Source organism: Isoptericola sp. NPDC060185 (assembly GCF_042728595.1).
GTDB lineage: Bacteria > Actinomycetota > Actinomycetes > Actinomycetales > Cellulomonadaceae > Isoptericola.
The window spans coordinates 1-19,141 of record NZ_JBHWYY010000078.1 but is presented as its reverse complement, the minus strand read 5'-3'; the positions used below and the strand labels follow the sequence as shown (position 1 = coordinate 19,141).

Sequence of the window (19,141 nt, the reverse complement as noted above, 5' to 3'; positions counted from 1 at the left end):
AACCGGGGCCAATCGCCCGCTCACAGCACGGCTCGCTACTTCTTGGCGGCCGGCTTCTTGGTCGCGGGCTTCTTCGCGGCAGGCTTGCGCGTCGTCGTGCGCTTCTTGGCCGGACCGGCCGCCCGCTTCTCCGCGAGCAGCTCGATCGCCCGCTCGGGCGTGATGCTCTCCGGCGTGAGGTCGCGCGGCAGGGTCCGGTTCGTCTCGCCGTCCGTGACGTACGCGCCGAACCGGCCGTCCTTGACGACGATCGGCTTGCCGCTGGTCGGGTCGTCGCCCAGCTCGCGCAGCGGCGGGGTCGCGGGGCGAGCGCCCCGGCCCCGCTTGGGCTCGGCGTAGATCTTCAGCGCCTCGTCCAGCGTGATCGTGAAGAGCTGCTCCTCCGACGCAATGGTGCGCGAGTCGGTGCCCTTCTTCAGGTACGGCCCGTAGCGCCCGTTCTGCGCGGTGATCTCGTCACCCGACTCCGGGTCGGTGCCCACCACGCGCGGCAGGGACAGCAGCTTGAGCGCGTCGTCGAGGGTCACCGTCTCCAGCGACATGTCCTTGAACAGCGACGCGGTGCGCGGCTTCGGCTGCGCGGCCTTCGCCCGCTTCTGCGCCGCGGCCGACAGGCTCGGGTCGATCTCCGGCAGGTCCAGCACCTCGGTGACGAACGGCCCGTAGCGGCCCGACTTCGCGATGATCGCGTTGCCCGACACCGGGTCCGTGCCGAGCTGCTTACCGTCGTCGGCGCCCGCGGCCAGCAGCTCGCGCGCCATCGCGACCGTCAGCTCGTCGGGGGCCACGTCCTCCGGGATCGACGCGCGCGGCGGGTTCTGGCCCTCCGCGACCTCGGCGCCCAGGTCCTCGACGTACGGGCCGTAGCGGCCGACCCGCACGCGGATGCCCTCGCCGATCTCGACCGAGTTGATCGCCACCGGGTCGATCTCGCCGAGGTTCTCCACCAGCTCGTGCAGGCCCCAGCCGGTGCTCTCGCCCGTGCCGTCGCCGAAGTAGAACCGCGTCAGCCAGGCCACGCGGTCCCGGCTGCCCGACGCGATCTGGTCGAGGTCGGCCTCCATCTCGGCCGTGAAGTCGTAGTCCACCAGCCAGCGGAAGTGCTCCTCGAGCAGCTTCACGACGGCGAACGCGAGCCACGTCGGGATCAGCGCCTGGCCCTTGGTCCGCACGTAGCCGCGGTCCTGGACGGTCGAGATCGTCGCGGCGTACGTCGACGGCCGGCCGATGCCCAGCTCCTCGAGCGCCTTGATCAGCGACGCCTCGGTGAAGCGGGCCGGCGGCGTGGTCGAGTGGCCCTCGGCGACGAGGTCGTCGCCGCGCAGGGGGTCGCCCTCGGCCATCCGGGGCAGGCGCGCGTCCTTGCCCGACCCGGCGCCCGCCGCGCCGCCCTGGTCGCCCTCGGCGACGTCCGTCCCCTCCTCGTACGCGGCGAGGAAGCCGCGGAACGTGATGACGGTGCCCGAGGCCGAGAAGACGGCGTCGCGGCCGGCGAGGTCGCCCGCCGCGCCGGCCAGCGTCGCGGCCACCCGCACGGACGCCGTCGACCCCTTCGCGTCGGCCATCTGCGAGGCCACGGTGCGCTTCCAGATCAGCTCGTACAGCTTGAACTGGTCGCCGGAGATCTCGCGCGCCACCTGGGCGGGGGTGCGGAACGAGTCGCCCGCGGGGCGGATCGCCTCGTGCGCCTCCTGCGCGCCCTTGTTCTTGGTGGCGTACAGCCGCGGCGCGCCCGGCACGTACTCCGGCCCGTACAGCTCGGCCGCCTGCCGGCGTGCGGCGTCGGTCGCCTCCGCGGACAGCGACGGCGAGTCGGTCCGCATGTAGGTGATGTAGCCGTTCTCGTACAGTCCCTGCGCGGTGCGCATCGTCTGGCGCGAGCTCATGCGCAGCTTGCGGCCCGCCTCCTGCTGCAGCGTCGAGGTGGTGAACGGCGCCGCCGGCTTGCGCGAGTACGGCTTGGTCTCGAGCGAGCGGACCGCGAACGCGGCGTCCGCGAGCCCGGCGACGACGGCGTTCGCCGCCGCCTCGTCGAGCTGCACGACGCCCGTCTCACCCCGCGAAGCGTCCTCGCTTCGCTGCGGGTCTTCGCGGGGGCCCCGAGAGGTGCGGACCTTGAGTCGGCCGCGGTCGTCGAAGTCGCGGCCCGCGGCGACCCGGTCGCCCCCGAGGCCGGTGAGGCGGGCGCGGAACGCCTGCCCGGCGTCGTCGCCCTCGGTGGGCGCGAACTGACCGCTGACGTCCCAGTAGTCCGCGGCGACGAACGCCATGCGCTCCCGCTCGCGCTCCACGACAAGGCGCGTGGCGACGGACTGCACGCGGCCTGCCGACAGGCCCTGGCGCACCTTGCGCCACAGCACCGGAGACACCTCGTAGCCGTAGAGGCGGTCGAGGATGCGGCGGGTCTCCTGCGCGTCGACGAGGTCCTCGTCGAGCTCACGGGTGTTCTCCAGCGCCCGCAGGATCGCCTCACGGGTGATCTCGTGGAAGACCATCCGCTTGACCGGGACCTTGGGCTTGAGCTCCTGGATGAGGTGCCACGCGATGGCCTCGCCCTCGCGGTCCTCATCGGTGGCGAGGTAGAGCTCGTCGGCCTCCTTGAGGGCCTTCTTCAGCTCGCGGACCTTCTGCTTCTTGTCCGCGTGGACCTCGTAGTAGGGGTCGAACCCGTTGTCGACGTCGACGGCGAACTTGCCGTACGGGCCCTTCTTCATCTCCGCGGGCAGGTCCCTCGGCTGGGGCAGGTCGCGGATGTGCCCGACGCTCGCCTCGACCTCGAAGTCGTCGCCGAGGTAGCCCTGGATCTTGCGAGCCTTGGTGGGCGACTCGACGATCACGAGCTTGCGTGGCTGGGGCATCCGTTCCTGCTTTCCCTGGTGCTGCGGTGCTGGCGGCGGTGCTGGGCGCCGGCCGGCCGACCGGTCATGTCACGGTACGACATCCGCTCGTCACTTCCCCGACACGGGCCGTCGGGCGGCACTCTACCGAGACGTGCGGCGAGGCTGCGCGGTGAGCTGGCGCAGCAGGAGGAGCACGGCGAACGCCGCGGCCGTCACGGCGAGGACGCCCAGGGCGCCCGCCGCGTAGGCGGTGAGGTCGGGCGAGAGCGGGACCGGGTCGCCGCTGCGCACGAGGCCGACGAGCGTCGCGCCGGAGACCACGGCCCCGGCCAGCGACCCGAGCAGCAGCAGCCCGGCGACCACGTACGAGCCCGGAGCGCGGTACGACTCCCCCGCCCGGCGCAGCTCGTCGGTGGACGACGCCGGCGTGAGGGCGCACACCAGCGCGCCCCACGCGAGCACGACGAGCACAGCGGCCACGACGTCGGACGGGCGGTGCCACTGGCCGACGAGCGTCGAGACGCCCGTGGCCCCCGTGTACGCGGCGCCCAGCAGCGCGACGACGGCGCGCCACGCGCGGGGCGTGACGAGCAGCAGGGCGACGGAGACCGACGCGGCCACCGTGGTGTGGCCGCTGGGCAGCGTGTTGGGACCGGTCCAGCCGTCGAGCAGCTCGGGCCGGTCGAGGATCCCGTGCTTGAGCACCTGCGTCGTGATGTTGGCGCCCGCCACGAGGACGGCCACCTGCAGCGCGAGCACCCACCGCCTGCGGAGCACGGCGACCAGCATCGCGACCCCGACGCCCGCGACGACGAACGCCACGGACACGACGTCGAGCACCGGCTCGGCCACCTGCCACAGCCGGCCCTGCCCGTGCGTGGCGCCGTCGAACGCGAGGTCGTCCACCCGCTGGCCCGCCGCGGTGCCGACGAAGAAGCGCCACACGAGCCAGACGCCTACCGCCGCGAGCAGCGCGACGACGGCGGCCACGACGCGCGGCGCCGTCCTCGTCCGCGGCGTGGGCCGCTCCCCGCGCCACGCGCCGACCGGCAGGATCGGCGCGCCGACTCCCGCCGTCCCCTGCGAGGGGGTCGGCGGCGTCTGGGGGCGCGTCGCGGTGAGCACGGGATCACGCTACCGACTCGGTGTGACGGAAACGTACGCGCGGCGTGGGGACCTCTCCCCCTCCCGCACGTCGCCGTCGGACCTGCTCGCGCGACGCCGACACGCATCGGTCTTCACGAACCCCTTGCATACCCCCCAGGGGTACGCTACGTTCCCCGCTATACCCCACCGGGGTATCTAGCCCAGCCCTTCAGGCCCGGCCGTCACGGCCCGAGCCGGAAACGGAACCTCATGTCCACCACCGCACGCGGCGGGGCTCTCGCGCTCATCGCCGCCGCGCAGTTCATGGTCATCATGGACACGTCGATCATCGGGGTCGCCCTCCCCCGCATCCAGGACGACCTCGGCTTCTCCCAGGGCAACCTCTCCTGGGTCTTCAACGCGTACGTCGTGGCCTTCGGCGGCCTGCTGCTGCTCGGCGGACGCCTGTCCGACCTGTTCGGCGCGCGGCGCCTCTTCACGCTCGGCTGGGTGGTGCTGCTCGGGGGCTCCGTGCTCGCGGGCGCGGCCGGGTCGGTCGCCGCCGAGCTCACCGGCCGCGCGGTCCAGGGCGTCGGTGCGGCGATGATCGCGCCCGCCGCGCTCACGCTCCTCATGACCGTCTTCGGGTCGAGCCCACGCGAGCTCACCAGGGCGCTCGCCGTCTACGGCGCCGCGGCCCCCGCGGGCGGCACCGCCGGCGTCTTCCTCGGCGGCCTGATCACGCAGTACCTCAGCTGGCCGTGGGTGTTCTGGCTCAACGTGCCGGTGGCCCTCGTCATCCTGCTGCTCACCCCGCGCTTCTTGCCCGCCGCCCGCACGGGAGCATCCGGCTCCGTCGACCTGGTCGGCGCGCTGACGGTCACCGCCGGTCTCGGCGCCCTCGTCTACGGCGTCGTCCGCGCACCCGAGGTCGGCTGGGCCGCCCCGCAGACCTGGCTGGTGCTGGGCGGGGCCGCGGTGCTCCTGGTGCTGTTCGTCGTCAGTCAGGCCGTGCGGCGCGAGCCGTTGGTCCCGCTGCGCATCTTCCGCACGCCGCGCCTCGGCGCGGCGAACCTCGCCCAGCTGCTGCTCGGCGCCGCGTGGATCCCGATGTGGTTCTTCCTCAACCTGTACCTGCAGCAGGTGCTCGGGTTCGACGCGTTCGCCTCGGGTGCCGCGCTCGTGCCCATGACCGCGCTGATCATGCTCGGGATGGTGGTGCTCGCGCCGCGCGTCATCGCCCGGTTCGGCACCACGACCACCACGGTGACCGGCCTCGTCCTGCTGGCCGCCGGGCTCGGCTGGCTGGCCCTGGTGCGTCCCGACGGCAGCTACGTCGTCGACGTCCTGCCCGCGACGCTCGTCGCCGCCCTGGGCATGTCCCTGGCGTTCATCCCGTCGCTCGGCACCGCCATCTCCAGCGCGGCGCCGTCCGAGGGCGGGCTGGCCTCCGGCATCGTCAACACGAGCTACCAGGTGGGCTCGGCCCTCGGCCTGGCCGCGATGACGGCCGTCGGCGCCGCGGCGGGCGCGACCGCCCTCGGCGACGTCGTCGCCCTCACCGACGGGTTCTCCGCCGTGTTCGTCGGAGCGGCCGTGATCGCGCTGGTGGGTGCCGTGCTCACCGGCCTCCTGCTCGGTCGGGACCCGCAGGCGCCCGCCGCCGGCGGGTCGGGCGACACCACGACCGCGTCGGTCGGGGCGGACGCGCGCTGAGCGCCGTCACTTCCGAGCACGGGATCCGTATCGCCATCAGGCCCATCGGCGAAACGGATCCCGTGCTCGAAGGGGTCAGCGGGCGAGCTCCGGCGGGAGACCGACACCCGAACCAGTGCCCGAGCCCGCGGCGACGAGGCCGGCGTCGTGCAGGTGGCACGCGACGCGCCGGTCCTCGCCCGTGCTCGGCGGGCCGAGCACCGGCCGCACGTCCCGGCAGACGTCCATCGCGTGCGGGCAGCGGGGGGCGAACGGGCAGCCCGCGCCGAGCCGCTGCAGGTCCGGCGGGGCGCCGGGGATGCCCGACAGCTCGCGCCGCGGCCCGTGCAGCGGGGGGAACGAGCTCAGCAGCCCCGACGAGTACGGGTGCCGGGGCTTGCGGTACACCTCCGAGGCGGTGGCCTCCTCGACGATCTCCCCCGCGTACATGATCGCGATGCGGTCGGCGACCTCCACGAGCAGGGACACGTCGTGGGTGATGAGCACGACGGAGAACCCGAGCCGGTCGCGCAGCTCCATGATCTGCTCGAGGATCTGGCGCTGCATGACGACGTCCAGCGCCGTCGTCGGCTCGTCCATGAGGAGCACCTGCGGCTCCAGGGCGAGCGCCATCGCGATCATCACGCGCTGGCGCATGCCGCCCGACAGCTGGTGCGGGTACGCCCGGAGGCGGTCGGCGGAGATGCCGACCATCTCCAGCAGCTCGGCGGCGCGCGCCTCGAGGTCCCGCGCCGACAGGCCGGGCCGGTGGGCGCGGATGCCGTCGGTGAGCTGGCGCCCGATCCGGAACACCGGGTTGAGCGAGCTCATCGCGCCCTGGAACACGATGGCGACGTCGCGCCAGCGGGCGGCGCGCAGCTGCGCGTCGGTGAGGCCGAGCACGTCGCTGCGCCGCCCCTCGCGGTCGGTGAGCCACACCTCCCCGCCGGTGATGAGGCCGGGCGGCGGCAGCAGCCGTGTCGCGGCGTACGCGAGGGTCGACTTGCCGCAGCCCGACTCCCCCGCCAGGCCCAGCACCTCGCCGCGGTGCAGCGTGAGGTCCACACCGCGCAGCACGTGCGTCGGGTCGTCGCCGAAGCCGTAGTCCACGTGCAGGTCCCGGATCTCCAGCACGGGCTCGCTCATCGGTCCTCCTCGGTGGTGGGCACGGTGGTGGTGGCGGGTCGCGCCTCCCGGACCACGGGCGTGAAACCGACGCGCGGGCGGATGCCGCGGCGGCGCAGGGTGCGGGCGTGCATGCCGGTGCTGCGCAGGCGCGGGTTGACCAGCTCGTCGATGCCGAAGTTGATCAGGGTGAGCGCCATGCCCAGCAGGGCGATGCACAGGCCGGCGGGCACGAACCACCACCAGGCGCCGCGCTGCAGCGCCAGGTTGTTCTGGGCCCAGAACAGGATGGTGCCCCAGTTCCACTCGCTCACCGGCGTGATGCCGATGAACGCGAGCGTCACCTGGCTCAGCACGGCGAACGTCACCGTGCCGACGAAGCCGGCGGCGATGATCGCCGTGAGGTTGGGCAGCACCTCGGCCAGGACGATCCGCCAGGTGCGCTCGCCGGTGGCGCGCGCGGCCTCGACGAAGTCCCGCTTGCGCAGGGACAGGGTCTGGGCGCGCAGCACGCGCGCGCCCCAGGCCCACCCGGTGGCGCCGATGACGAGCGCCACCGTGACGCCGCCCGCGCTGGGCAGCTGGGCCGCGATGATGATGATGAGCGGCAGCTGCGGGATGACGAGGAAGACGTTCGACAGCGCCGACAGCCCCTCGTCGCCGAGGCCGCCGACGAACCCCGCCGTGACCCCGACGAGCACGCCGAGCGCGGTGGCCCCGAGCCCCGCGACGAGCCCGACGACGAGCACCCCACGGGTCCCGACGATGATCTGGGACAGGATGTCCCGGCCGGTGTGGTCGGTGCCGAGCCAGTGCGCGCCGGACGGCGGCTGCAGCAGGGCGGTGCTCACCTGGTCCGGGTCGTACGGCGCGATCCACGGCCCGACGACGGCGAGGATCCCGAAGAACACGAGGATGCCGATGCCGACCAGGGCCTTGGAGTTGCGCAGGAACAGCAGCCGCGGGCGCCGGCCGGGCCGCGCGACGCCGGTGCCGACGTCGTCCGGCCCCGTGGGTGCCGCGACCTCGATCGCGGTGGTCGATGTGGCCATGTCAGCCCTCCTGCCGGGTGCGGGGGTCGAGCGCCGCGTAGGCCAGGTCCGCCACGAGGTTGGCGACCAGCACGGACAGCGTGATGACGAGGAAGCAGCCCTGCATCAGCGGGTAGTCGTGGGTGGAGACGGCCTGGTAGAGCGTGTAGCCGATGCCCTGGTAGCTGAAGACCATCTCCATGACGAGCGTGCCGCCCACCACGAAGCCGAGGGCGAGCGCGAAGCTCGACACCTGCGGCAGCACGGCGTTGCGGGCCGCGTAGCCCACGACCACGGCCCGCGACGGCAGCCCCTTGGCGTGCGCCACGGTGACGAAGTCCTCGCTGGAGACCGTCACCATCATGTTGCGCATGCCGAGGATCCAGCCGGAGACCGACGACACGACGATCGTCAGGGCCGGCAGGGTGCCGTAGTAGATCACCGAGCCGACGAACTCCCAGCTCAGCGACGGCACCATGCCGCGGTCGTAGCTGCCGTTCGACGGGAACCAGCCGAGGTTGACGGCGAACACGGCGATGGCGATGAGGCCCAGCCAGAAGTAGGGCACCGCCGAGAAGAACGTGGTGATCGGCAGCAGCGAGTCCGCCCAGGTGCCGCGCCGCCAGCCGATACCGGTGCCGATGGCCGTGCCGAGGAAGAACGCGATGATCGTGGCGATGCCCACGAGGCCGACGGTCCACGGCAGCGCCTGCATCACGATCTCGGACACCGGGGTCGGGAAGTGGGTGAAGCTCAGCCCCAGGTCGCCGTGGAAAAGCATCTGCCAGTAGTGCACGTACTGGTCCCACAGGGACATGTCCTGGTCGAGCCCGAACAGGACGCGCAGGGACTCCTCCGCGTTCGAGTCGATGCGGCCCTGCATGCGGCCCATGAGAGCGGTGACCGGGTCGCCCGGCAGCAGCCGGGGCACGAAGAAGTTGATGGTGATGGCGGCCCAGGCGGTGAACAGGTAGAACACCGCGCGGCGCAGCACGAACCTCATGCGTCCCCTCCCGTGGTCGTCAGCACCGGGGCGTCGGCGCGGTCCGAGTATCCCCAGCAGGCCGCCTGCCGCGGCTCCCCCTCAGGCCCGCGGCCGACGTCGAGCAGGGGCGGCGCCTCGGCGGCGCACAGGTCGGTGGCGAACGGGCAGCGCGGGTGGAACCGGCAGCCGCTCGGCGGGCTCACGAGGCTCGGCGGCTCGCCGCGGGGCGTGCCCTGCGGGCGCTCGGCCAGGTCCTCGGGGTCGGGGGCGGACGCCAGGAGCAGCCGCGTGTACGGGTGCTTCGGGTCCTGCGTGACCGACTCGCTGTCCCCCGACTCCACGACGCGCCCCGCGTACATCACGAGGGTGGTGTCGGCGAAGTACCGGGCGGACGCGATGTCGTGCGTGATGTAGAGGATCGCGAGGTGCAGCCGGTCGCGCAGGTCGGCCAGCAGGTTGAGGATCCCGAGTCGGATGGACACGTCGAGCATCGAGATCGGCTCGTCGGCGAGCAGGACGTCGGGGTCCGCGGCGAGCGCCCGCGCGATGGCGATGCGCTGGCGCTGCCCGCCCGACAGCTCGTGCGGGTACTTGTCGACGTACCGCTCGGCGGGCGTGAGGTGCACGCGCCCGAGCAGCTCGGCGAGGGCCTGCTCCAGCTCGGGCCCGCGCAGCCGGCCGCGGTGGATCCGCAGGGCGCGCGTCAGGGTGTACCGCACGGGGTGCACCGGGTTCAATGACGCGAACGGGTCCTGGAAGATCATCTGGACGCGGTTCACGTACCGGCGGAACGCGCGGCGCCCGCGGGCCCGCGCGTCGGTGCCGCCGAGCAGCAGGCGGCCGGCGGTGAGGGGCTGGAGCTGGGCGAGCAGGCGCGCGATGGTCGACTTGCCGGAGCCGGACTCGCCCACGAGGGCGACGACGCGGCCCCGGTGCAGGGCGAGGTCCACACCGTCGACGGCGTGCACGACGGCGCCGCGCCCGGTACCGCGGCCGCCGCCCTTGACCGGGTAGTGCTTGGTGATCCCGACGGCCTCCAGCACGGGTGCCCCGGGATCGGGCTGGGGGGCCTCCCCCGGGGCGCCGGCGGGCGCCCCGGGGAAGGTGGTCTGGGCGGGCATCAGGACGCGGGCTCCAGGTTCATGACGATCTGCGCGGCCTGCACGCCGGTGGGCTGCGGCTGGTTGTACGGGTCGTCCTCGGACGGCCAGCCGACGTAGTTCAGCGTCGAGTACTGCGCGGTGGCCGGACGCGACCAGATCGGGATGGCCGGCACCTGCTCCACGTAGACCTTCTGGATGGTCTCCATCGCCGCGGCGCGGGCCGCGTCGTCGGTCGCCGCCGCGTAGTCCGCGAACGCCTTCGTCGCGTCGTCGTCCTGGAAGCGACCGAAGTTCCACGTGGCCGGCTCGCCGAGCTTCTTGTACTGCGCGCCGTCGAACTGGTCGGCGTACATGTCCCACGGCGTCGCGCCGCCGTCGGTCCAGTGCAGGGAGGCCTGGAAGTCGCCCGGCGGGATGACGTCGGCGAACCAGCCGTCCTGGTTCACGGGGTTGACGGTGGCGTCGACGCCGAGCTTCGCCGCCGCGTTCTTGATGAGGTCGAGCGCGGTGAGGTAGTCGTTCCAGCCGGCCGGGTTGGTGAGCTCGAACGTCACCTTCTCGCCGTCGGGGTCGACGAGCTTGTCGCCCTCCCACGTGTAGCCGGCGTCGGTGAGCAGCGCCTTGGCGCCGTCGACGTCGACCGCGAGGTCGTCACCGGCGAACGTGTCGGAGAGGAACTCCTCGCCGGCGGGCAGCGGCAGGCCGGTGGCGTTGGTCAGCGGCGGGTTCACGCCCGAGGTGGCGACCTTCACCAGCTCGTCGCGGTCGATGACCATGTTCAGCGCCTTGCGGAAGGCGACGTCGTCGAACGGCTTCTTCTCGTTGTTGAGGAAGAGCGCGTCGATGCCGAGGCCGGCGGCCGCGTACTGGTGGTAGTGCTCCGGGTCCTGCGCGATGTAGACGTTCTCGTAGTCGGCGATGAACGTCCAGCCCCACTGGGCCTCGCCGGTGGTGAGGGCCGTGGTGAGCGCGTTGTTGTCGTTGTACGACGAGTACCGGATCTCCGGGACCTTCGGCTGGCCGCCCCAGTAGTCGTCGCGCGCCTTCACGGTGGCCGCCTGCGGCGTCCACGACTCGAGCGTGTAGGGGCCGGTGCCGACGGGCTTCTCGTTGGTGAACGTCGTCGGGTCGTCGACGTCCTTCCACAGGTGCTCCGGCACCATGAGCAGGTCGTACAGCTTGGACTGGTTGACGTACTGCGGCGCGGTGAACGACACGGTCACGGTGGACCCGTCCGTCTCGACCTTGTCGTACGGCAGCGCGGCGGCGTTGAGGCCGTCGTTGTCGATGCGCAGCTGGATCGAGAAGGCGATGTCCTTCGCGGTGAAGTCCTCGCCGTCGGACCAGGTCACGCCGGAGCGCGGCGTGATGACGGCCTGGGTGTAGTCCTCGCTCCACTCGATCTTCTCGGCCAGCCAGGGCTTCGGCTCCTCCGAGGGCTTCGCCTGGTTGCGCATCATGAGCGGCTCGTAGATGACGAACGCGTAGCCGAGGGACAGGGCCGAGGAGCCGGTGGCGAACGGCGACTGGTTGTTCGTCTGCACGCCGTTGGGCATGCCGACGGTCAGGGTCTCGGTGCCGACCCCGCCACCGGACGCGGACGGGTCGCCGTCGCCGGTGCCGCCGCCTCCGCCGCAGGCTGCGGCCAGCAGGGCGACGACCGCCGCACTCGCGACCGCCGTGCTGAGCTTGCGGATTCTCACGGTGTGCCTCCTTGCACGTGCCCCGACGACGCGGGGCGGTTGGGTGTGGACAGCTGGGTGGGACGTCAGGGGGTGAGCGGCCCGGGCGGGACGTCGAGGGCGACGTCGAGCCGCGGGTCGCGCACCGACCGGCTCACGACGAGCCGGTAGGTGCCGGGCGGGGTGGTCCAGCCGCCGGCTGCGGCGTCCCACGTCTCGAGGGCGCGGCGGGGCACACGCACCTCGGCGGTGACGCGATCCCCCGGCGCGGCGTCGACGACGGCGAAGCCGCCGAGCCACCGCACGGGGCGCGCCGGGTCGGTGCTGGCCGTGCCGGGCGGCGGGGTCACGTACACCTGGACGACCTCGCGCCCGGCCCGGGTGCCGGTGTTGCGCACGGTGACGCGCACGACGACGTCCGCGTCGGCCGGGCCGGGCCCGGGGGCGGCGAGGGCCGCGACCTCGTAGTCCCAGGTCGTCCAGCCGAGCCCGTGCCCGAACGGGGCGGCCGGCTCGGGCCCGGCACCCGAGCCGGCGTCGAGGCGCCGCTCCCAGGCGCGGTACCCGACGTCGAGGCGCTCGGCGTAGTCGACGACGCCGCCGACGGGGACGGCGTGCGGCACGGGCACGTCCTCGGCGCGCGCGGGCAGCGTCCACGGCAGGCGGCCGGACGGCTCGGTGACGCCGGTGAGCACGTCGGCGAGCCCGGTGCCGGCCTCCTGGCCGGGCAGCCAGCCCCACAGCACGGCGGGTGCGTCGTCGTACCAGGGCAGGAGCACGGGGGCGCCGGCGTTGACGACCGCCACGGTGCGCGGGTTCGCGGCGAGCACGCGGCGCACCAGCGCGTCCTGGTTCCCCGGCAGCGCCAGGTCGGCGCGGTCGTACCCCTCGGACTCCACCTCGTGCGTGGTCCCCACGACGACGACCGCGACGTCGGCCGCGCGGGCCGCGGCGGCCGCAGCCTCCAGCTCCTCCTCGGCCGTGGGCCCGGGCAGCCGGTGCACCAGCGCGCCGCGCACGAAGCGGTCGTAGCCGACGGGGTGCACCACCTGCAGGTCCGCCTCGAGCAGGGTGCCATCGGCCCCGCCCTCGACCGCGAGCGTCGCGGCGACGGGGTGGTTGTGCGCGGAGGCGAGGATGACGTCCTCGCGGGCCACGACGTCGCCCGCGGAGGCGAGGCGGCCGTCCACCCGCACGCGGTGCACGCCGACGGTGCCCACCCCGAGCTCGTGGGTGCCCGGCTCGTCGGTGCGCACGCGGGCGGACAGGCGCAGGGTCGCGTCGTCGGGGCCGACGTCGGCGCACCACCCGTCCCAGTCGGCGGCAGTCTCGGCGCGGCGCACGGCGCCGTCGGCGGCGAGCCACTCGACCCGGACGCCGGGGGCGCCGGTCACGGGGTCGGTGCAGCGGGCCGGGTCCAGCGCCGGCGGGTTGCGCAGCACGCGCGAGCCGGCGACGACGTCCACGACGGAGCCCTCCGGCAGCGCGGCGCGCAGCGCGTCCGCGGGATGGCTGAGGCGGTCGGGCACGACGAACGACGACCCGCCGCCCTGGAAGAACGGCTCCACCGCGTGCGCGCCGAGCAGGGCGACCCGCAGCGGCGTGCCGGCGGTCCCGTCCGGGGCGTGCGACGGGTCGACCAGCGGCACCACGCCGGTGTTGTCCTTGAGCACGACGACGGACCGCGCGACCAGCTCGCGCAGCAGCGGCACGGCGTCGACCGGGGCGTGCCCCTCGTGCACCGTGGGCGCGGCGTCGCCGGGCAGCCGGAGCCGGCCCACGCGGTGCGCCAGGCGCAGCAGCCGGCGCACCTTGTCGTCGAGGTCGGCGGGGTCGACGGCGCCGGCGCGGGCGGCGTCGAGCAGCCCGTCGCCCCAGGGGCCGTCCGGGCCGGGCATCTGCAGGTCGAGGCCGCCGCGGACGGCGGGCGCCACGGACTGCGTGGCCACCCAGTCGCTCACGACGAGGCCGTCGAAGCCCCACTCCTCCTTGAGCACGCCGGTGAGCAGCGGCCGGTGCTCGAGCGCGGGCGCCGCGACGCGGCCGTCGTCGACGCCGCTGTACGCGCCCATGACGCTCCAGGCGCCGGCGGCGACGAGCCGCTCGAACGGCGCGAGGTACACCTCGCGCAGCGTCCGCTCGTCCACCCGGGCGAGGTAGCGGGTGCGGTCCGTCTCGGAGTCGTTGGCGACGTAATGCTTGACGCACATGCCCACCCCGCGCTCCTGCGCCGCGGTCACGAGGGCGACGGCGACCTCGGCGGTGAGGTGCGGGTCCTCGGAGTAGCACTCGAAGTGGCGGCCGCCCACGGGCGTGCGCTGCAGGTTCACCTGCGGCGCCAGCACCATGTCCACGCCGTGACGGCGGGCCTCGGCGGCGAACAGCGCGCCCGCCCGACGGGCGAGGCCGACGTCCCAGGTGGCCGCGAGCGCCGACGGGGCGGGCAGCATCGCGGACGTCCCGCTCCCCTCGGGGTCGCGGACGCCGACCGGGCCGTCGGACATCACCACCGGCTCGAGGCCCAGGCGCTCCACGGGGACGGTGGCCCACAGGGAGGCGCCGACGACGAGGGCGGCCTTCTCCTCGAGGTCGAGGCGGTCGACGAGCGCGTCGATCGCCCGCTCGAGGTGCTCGTCGCCCGCGGGGGCGACGGCGCGCGCGGCGGCGTCGGTGCTGGTGGTGGCGGTCTGCGATGACACGCGGTGGCACTCCTTCGTCCCTGTCGGCGCCCTCGTCGGTCCCGACTGGCGCCCAGTGAACCACAGTTACTGACAGGTAAGTAAGTAGACGAAGGTCACAGTATGGTGACGCCATGACAGACGGCAGCTCCCCGCGACGGACCCGCCCCTCGAAGGCCGAGCGGCGCGAGGAGATCCTCGGCGCGGCGACGCGCGTGTTCGGCTCGAAGGGCTACCACGCGGGGTCGCTCGTCGACGTGGCCGAGCAGGTCGGCATCACGCACGCGGGCGTGCTGCACCACTTCGGCAGCAAGGACAAGCTGCTGTGGGCGGTGCTCGAGTACCGCGACCGGGTGGACGTCGAGCACCTCGAGGGCCAGCACATCCCCGGCGGGCTCGACCTGTTCCGCCACCTCATGACCACGGCCCGCCTCAACGCGGACCGGCGCGGCATCGTGCAGGCCTACTCCGTGCTCACCGGCGAGTCCGTCACCGACGGGCACCCCGCCGCCGACTGGGTCACCGAGCGCTTCACGGTGCTGCGCGGCGAGATCACCCGCGCCCTGCTGCAGGTGGCGCAGGAGCGCGGCGTCGACCTCGCCGAGGCCCGCGCGCGGCGGGCCGCCAGCGCCGTCATCGGCGTGATGGACGGCCTCCAGGTGCAGTGGCTGCTTGCGCCCGACGCCGTCGACCTCGCCGAGGACACCGCCTTCGCGATCGAGGCGATCCTCACCGCCGCGCTCGCCGGGCCGGACGCCCCGCGCGTCGTCGGCTGACGCCGTCGGGCGCCCGCGCTGGGGACCGCGCCCTGGCAGGTGCACACTTTTCCTTCGTGCACCTGATTCCCTGGCTGCGCCCGCACCGGGTGCCACCGTCCTCGCCCGCGTCGCCCGCGAGCCTGCGCCGCCGCCCGGCACAGGTGGTCACCCTGGCGTTCCTCGCCACGATCGGCGCGGGCACCGCCCTCCTGAGCCTCCCGATCAGCGCGACCGGGCGCAGCGCCGGCTTCGTCGAGGCCCTGTTCACCGCCACGTCCGCGACCTGCGTGACCGGGCTCGCCGTCGTGGACACCGAGCACTTCTGGACGCCGTTCGGGCAGGTCGTGATCCTGCTGCTGATCCAGGTGGGCGGGTTCGGCGTCATGACGCTCGCGTCGCTGCTGGGGCTGCTGCTGACGCGGCGCCTCGGGCTGAGCACCCGCCTGGTCGCCACCGAGTCCACGCGCTCGGTCGGGATGGGCGACGTGCGGCGCGTGCTGCTGGGCGTGCTCCGGTTCACCGTGGTCAGCGAGCTCGTGGTGGCCACGGTCCTCACGCTCCGGTTCGCCACGGCCTACGACGAGCCGGCCGGCCGCGCCCTGTGGTCGGGGGTCTTCCACGCGGTCTCGGCGTTCAACAACGCCGGCTTCTCGATCTACAGCCAGAACCTCGTGCCGTTCGTCGCGGACCCGTGGGTCTGCCTGCCGATCTGCGCGGCGATCATCGTGGGCGGCCTCGGCTTCCCGGTGCTGCTGGAGCTGTGGCGCCTGCACCGCACCCGGCGCGTCCAGGACGGCCCCACCGACCTGCGACAGCTGTCGCGCTGGAGCGTGCACACGCGCCTCACCCTGCTCATGACGGCGGCGCTGCTCGTGGTGGGCACGGGCTTCTTCCTCGCCGCCGAGTGGCGCAACCCCGGCACGTTCGGCCCCCTCGACCCGCCCGCCAAGGTGCTGGCCGCGTTCACCCAGGCGGTGATGCCGCGCACGGCGGGGTTCAACTCGGTGGACCTGTCCCAGGCGAACAACGGCACCTGGTTCTTCACCGACATGCTGATGTTCGTCGGCGCCGGGTCCGGCGGCACCGCCGGCGGCATCAAGGTCACCACCTTCGCCGTCCTCGCCGTCGCCATCTGGTCCGAGCTGCGCGGCGACCCCGACGCCACCCTCTTCGACCGGCGGCTGACCCCCGGCACCCAGCGGCAGGCGCTCACCGTGGCGCTCATCGGGGTGGCGGCGGTCGTCGTGCCCACGCTCGCGATCACCCTGTCCACCAGCGCGTTCACCCTCGACCAGGTGCTCTACGAGGTGGTGTCCGCCTTCAGCACCACCGGCCTGTCCACGGGCATCACGGCCGACATGCAGGCCTGGCACCAGCTGGTCCTGGTGGCCCTCATGTTCCTCGGGCGCCTCGGCCCGATCACGCTCGGCACCGGCCTCGCGATGCGCGACCGGCAGCGGCTGTACCGGCGCCCGGAGGCGGCCGTCGTCATCGGCTGACGACGGCCACCCCTGGACCGGCGGTCAGGCCGCCGAGATGCCCACCGTGTAGGCGCCGGAGCCCGTGTAGGCGTGCACCACCACCCGGTAGTAGCCGGACGTCGCCGCGTACGACAGGGTCTCGTCGTCCGACGGTGTCGCCCCCTGGGCGACGGTCGCCCAGGTCGAGCCCGTCCACCTCTGGAGGTACAGGTCGAAGTCCGCGCCCGCCGGGCCGTCCACGCAGGCGCGCACCGTCGTGGAGCGGTTCAGCGAGAAGTAGCTGCCGTCGGGCTCGACCGCCTGGCCGCCCGAGTACAGGGACCCGGTGGCCGTGTGCGACGTGCCCGTGCAGGCGCTGCCCGGCGGCGGCTCCTCCGGGTCGCCCCCGCCGCTCGTCACGAGCGTCAGGCCGTACGCCGCCAGGATCTCGCCGACCGGCTGGAAGAACGTCTGGCCGCCCGAGCTGCAGTTGCCCGACCCGCCCGACGTGACGCCCTGCGCCTGGTTCCCCGCCAGCAGCGAGCCGCCGGAGTCGCCCGGCTCCGCGCAGACCGTCGTCTGGATCAGCCCGGTGATCGTGCCCTCCGGGTAGGTCACGGACGAGTTGAGCGCCGTCACCGTGCCGCAGTGCCAGCCCGTCGTCGACCCGGAGCGGCACACCTGCGCGCCCACCGAGACGGGCGTCGCGCCCGCCACCGCGACCTGGCCGCCCGCGTAGTTGTTCACCGCGCCCACCAGCGTGTTGCCGGCGGCCGTGCGCACGTACGCGTAGTCGTTGCCCGGGAAGCTGGAGCCTGCGAACGTGCCGGACGGCTGCGACGTCGTCGCGCCCGTCTGGCCGCAGTGCCCCGCCGTGACGAAGCCCGTCGTCACGACGAAGCCGACCGAGCAGCGCGTGCCCTGGCCGATGTAGTAGGCGTTGCCGCCCACCACGTCCTGGAGCAGCCGCGGCTCGTCGGCCGTGACCGCGTAGGTCACCGCGCCGCGCGGCACGCCCGCGGCCCGCACCGCCGCACGGGCCGTCTTCTCCGCGCCGCGGTGCACCTGGACCACGATGGCATTCTCCTCGACGTCCACGGCCCAGGACGGCACGCCGCGCGCGTCGCCCAGCGCGCCCTCCAGGTCGTCGGCCCAGCCCTGGAGCCGGTCGAGGGACCAGCGGGCCTCCACCGCGCGGGCTCCCGCCCGCCGCACCTTCGCGGCGTCGCCGGCGTCCGTGGTGGCCACGTAGACGACGTCGTCCTGCGGGTCCAGCCACGTGCCGGCGAAGTCCTTGCCGAGCGTCTTGTCGAGCGCCGCCTGCGTCTCGGCGGCGTCCGCCTGGAAGTCGAGCCGCTCCACGGCACGCGCCTTCGACACGCCGAGGTCGTCCTGCATCGCGCGCAACAGCCCCGCCGAGTAGCGGCCCGCGTCGTCGCGGGACCCGCCGTCGGCCCCCGCCGTCGCCGCGGTCGCCGTGGCCCCCGCCGCGACGAGCGTGAGGCCGGCCGCCGCTGCGGCGAGCGTCCTGAGGGTCGTTCGTCTCATCGGAATTCCTTCCGTCAGGTCCGGGCGAGCGCCCGGTGCCGCTCACGGTAGGAATTCACCCGGCGGGTGCCCAGATGCCGACCGGGTCATACCGCCGCGGTATGACCGGTCACGTCGGTCGCGGCCGCGCGGGGCGTGCGCCGCACGGCCTCGTCGTGCGCGCTCTGCGCGGCCGCGACGAGCAGCGCGTCGTCCCAGCGCTCCCCCGCCGCGCGGCCCCGGCCCAGCGAGTGCGTCCACCGCAGCGGCTCGCCCGCCAGCCCCACGACCCGCACGCCCGGAGCGTCCAGCAGCAGCGGCTGCACCAGCGCCACCCCGTGGCCCGCGCGCACCTGCTCCACCACCGACTCCCGGTCGCCCTCCCCCATCCCGCGCGGCGTGAACCCCGACCGCGCGCACGCCGCGACGAAGCAGCGCTCGAAGCAGCCGTCCCCCGGCGCCGACAGCCACGACTCGTCCGCCAGCTCCCCGAGGTGCACCTGCGACCGGGCGGCCAGGGGGTGGTCGTCGGCCAGCAGCACGCACACGGGGTCGTCGTACAGGCGCCACCACACCACGCCGCGCCCCGCCGGCAGCGTCGCGTCCGGGCACGAGCCGACCAGTGCCACGTCCAGCTCGCCGGACTCCAGGTGCCGCGCCGTCTCGGCGGGCGACCACGACGTCGACATCCGCACGCGCACGCCCGCGCGCGACGCGTACAGCGCGTTGACGAACAGCCCGCCCAGCACGGTGCTCACCGTGCCCAGGTGCAGCGGGCGCGCGTCGTCGACAGCCCGCGCGAGCAGGTGCCGCACGTCGTCCCGCATCGCCGCCGCCGCGGGCAGCAGCACCCGCGCGTGCCGCAGCACCAGCAGCCCCAGCTCGGTGGGGCGGCTGCCCGCCCGGTCCCGGACGAACACGGGGCCGCCCAGCGCCCGGTCGATCCGGTTCAGCTGCGCCGTCAGCGCGGGCTGCGCGAGGCCGAGGACCGCGGACACCTTCGTCACGCTGCCGCACTCGGCCACCGCCACCAGCATGCGCAGGTGTCGGAGCTCGATCTCCATGCCCGGCAACGTACCGTCGCCCGGGGCACGGCGCCCCATCTCCCGGACAGCCCGGTCCCGGACACGTCGCCGCCCGGGACCCGATCACGGGTCCCTGTCTCTTATAC

Annotated in this window: 13 protein-coding genes; 3 read left to right on the top strand and 10 right to left on the bottom strand. The window is 74.0% G+C overall.

Annotated features, from left to right (window positions below; translation table 11 throughout):
* Positions 1-35: 35 nt before the first annotated feature.
* Both topA and ACFWDO_RS18090 read right to left on the bottom strand, forming a co-directional pair.
* Positions 36-2,858 (bottom strand): type I DNA topoisomerase, encoded by a 2,823-nt coding sequence (topA, locus tag ACFWDO_RS18095; protein WP_380321954.1) that lies wholly within the window; start codon positions 2,856-2,858, stop codon positions 36-38.
* Positions 2,859-2,981: 123 nt separating this feature from the next.
* Positions 2,982-3,965 (bottom strand): phosphatase PAP2 family protein, encoded by a 984-nt coding sequence (locus ACFWDO_RS18090; protein ID WP_380321951.1) that lies wholly within the window; start codon positions 3,963-3,965, stop codon positions 2,982-2,984.
* Positions 3,966-4,196: 231 nt separating this feature from the next.
* On the opposite strand from ACFWDO_RS18090, the gene ACFWDO_RS18085 reads away from it, so the two are divergent.
* A complete protein-coding gene (locus tag ACFWDO_RS18085; RefSeq protein ID WP_380321948.1) occupies positions 4,197-5,642 on the top strand; it encodes an MFS transporter in 1,446 nt (481 codons plus the stop codon).
* A 75-nt stretch (positions 5,643-5,717) separates the two neighbouring features.
* On the opposite strand, the gene ACFWDO_RS18080 is transcribed toward ACFWDO_RS18085, so the two are convergent.
* From ACFWDO_RS18080 to ACFWDO_RS18055, 6 genes are all read right to left on the bottom strand, one after another.
* On the bottom strand, positions 5,718-6,767 hold the full coding sequence (locus ACFWDO_RS18080; protein ID WP_380321946.1) for an ABC transporter ATP-binding protein: 1,050 nt from the start codon (positions 6,765-6,767) through the stop codon (positions 5,718-5,720).
* A complete protein-coding gene (locus tag ACFWDO_RS18075; RefSeq protein ID WP_380321944.1) occupies positions 6,764-7,798 on the bottom strand; it encodes an ABC transporter permease in 1,035 nt (344 codons plus the stop codon). The genes ACFWDO_RS18080 and ACFWDO_RS18075 overlap by 4 nt, the downstream gene beginning before the upstream one ends.
* 1 nt (position 7,799) lies before the next feature.
* Positions 7,800-8,780: an ABC transporter permease gene (locus ACFWDO_RS18070; protein ID WP_380321941.1), complete on the bottom strand. Its 981-nt coding sequence runs from the start codon at positions 8,778-8,780 to the stop codon at positions 7,800-7,802.
* Positions 8,777-9,883: an ABC transporter ATP-binding protein gene (locus tag ACFWDO_RS18065; RefSeq protein ID WP_380321938.1), complete on the bottom strand. Its 1,107-nt coding sequence runs from the start codon at positions 9,881-9,883 to the stop codon at positions 8,777-8,779. The genes ACFWDO_RS18070 and ACFWDO_RS18065 overlap by 4 nt, the downstream gene beginning before the upstream one ends.
* Positions 9,883-11,568 (bottom strand): ABC transporter substrate-binding protein, encoded by a 1,686-nt coding sequence (locus ACFWDO_RS18060; RefSeq protein WP_380321935.1) that lies wholly within the window; start codon positions 11,566-11,568, stop codon positions 9,883-9,885. Before ACFWDO_RS18060 ends, ACFWDO_RS18065 begins: the two co-directional genes overlap by 1 nt.
* 65 nt (positions 11,569-11,633) lie before the next feature.
* Entirely contained in the window at positions 11,634-14,246 is a 2,613-nt protein-coding gene (locus tag ACFWDO_RS18055; RefSeq protein WP_380321932.1) for a beta-glucosidase, read from the bottom strand.
* 113 nt (positions 14,247-14,359) lie between these two features.
* Here ACFWDO_RS18055 and ACFWDO_RS18050 point away from each other — a divergent pair, with 113 nt between their 5' ends.
* Positions 14,360-15,001 (top strand): TetR/AcrR family transcriptional regulator, encoded by a 642-nt coding sequence (locus tag ACFWDO_RS18050; RefSeq protein WP_380321929.1) that lies wholly within the window; start codon positions 14,360-14,362, stop codon positions 14,999-15,001.
* 56 nt (positions 15,002-15,057) lie between these two features.
* A complete protein-coding gene (locus ACFWDO_RS18045; RefSeq protein WP_380321926.1) occupies positions 15,058-16,482 on the top strand; it encodes a TrkH family potassium uptake protein in 1,425 nt (474 codons plus the stop codon).
* Between the two features lie 24 nt (positions 16,483-16,506).
* Here ACFWDO_RS18045 and ACFWDO_RS18040 read toward each other — a convergent pair whose 3' ends face one another.
* Both ACFWDO_RS18040 and ACFWDO_RS18035 read right to left on the bottom strand, forming a co-directional pair.
* The gene (locus ACFWDO_RS18040) at positions 16,507-17,991 is read right to left on the bottom strand and encodes a S1 family peptidase (RefSeq protein WP_380321923.1); all 1,485 of its coding nucleotides are present in this window, start codon (positions 17,989-17,991) and stop codon (positions 16,507-16,509) included.
* Between the two features lie 86 nt (positions 17,992-18,077).
* Positions 18,078-19,034 carry a LysR family transcriptional regulator gene (locus tag ACFWDO_RS18035; RefSeq protein WP_380321920.1) on the bottom strand — a complete coding sequence of 319 codons (957 nt, stop codon included), beginning with the start codon at positions 19,032-19,034 and terminating at the stop codon, positions 18,078-18,080.
* Positions 19,035-19,141 lie beyond the last annotated feature (107 nt).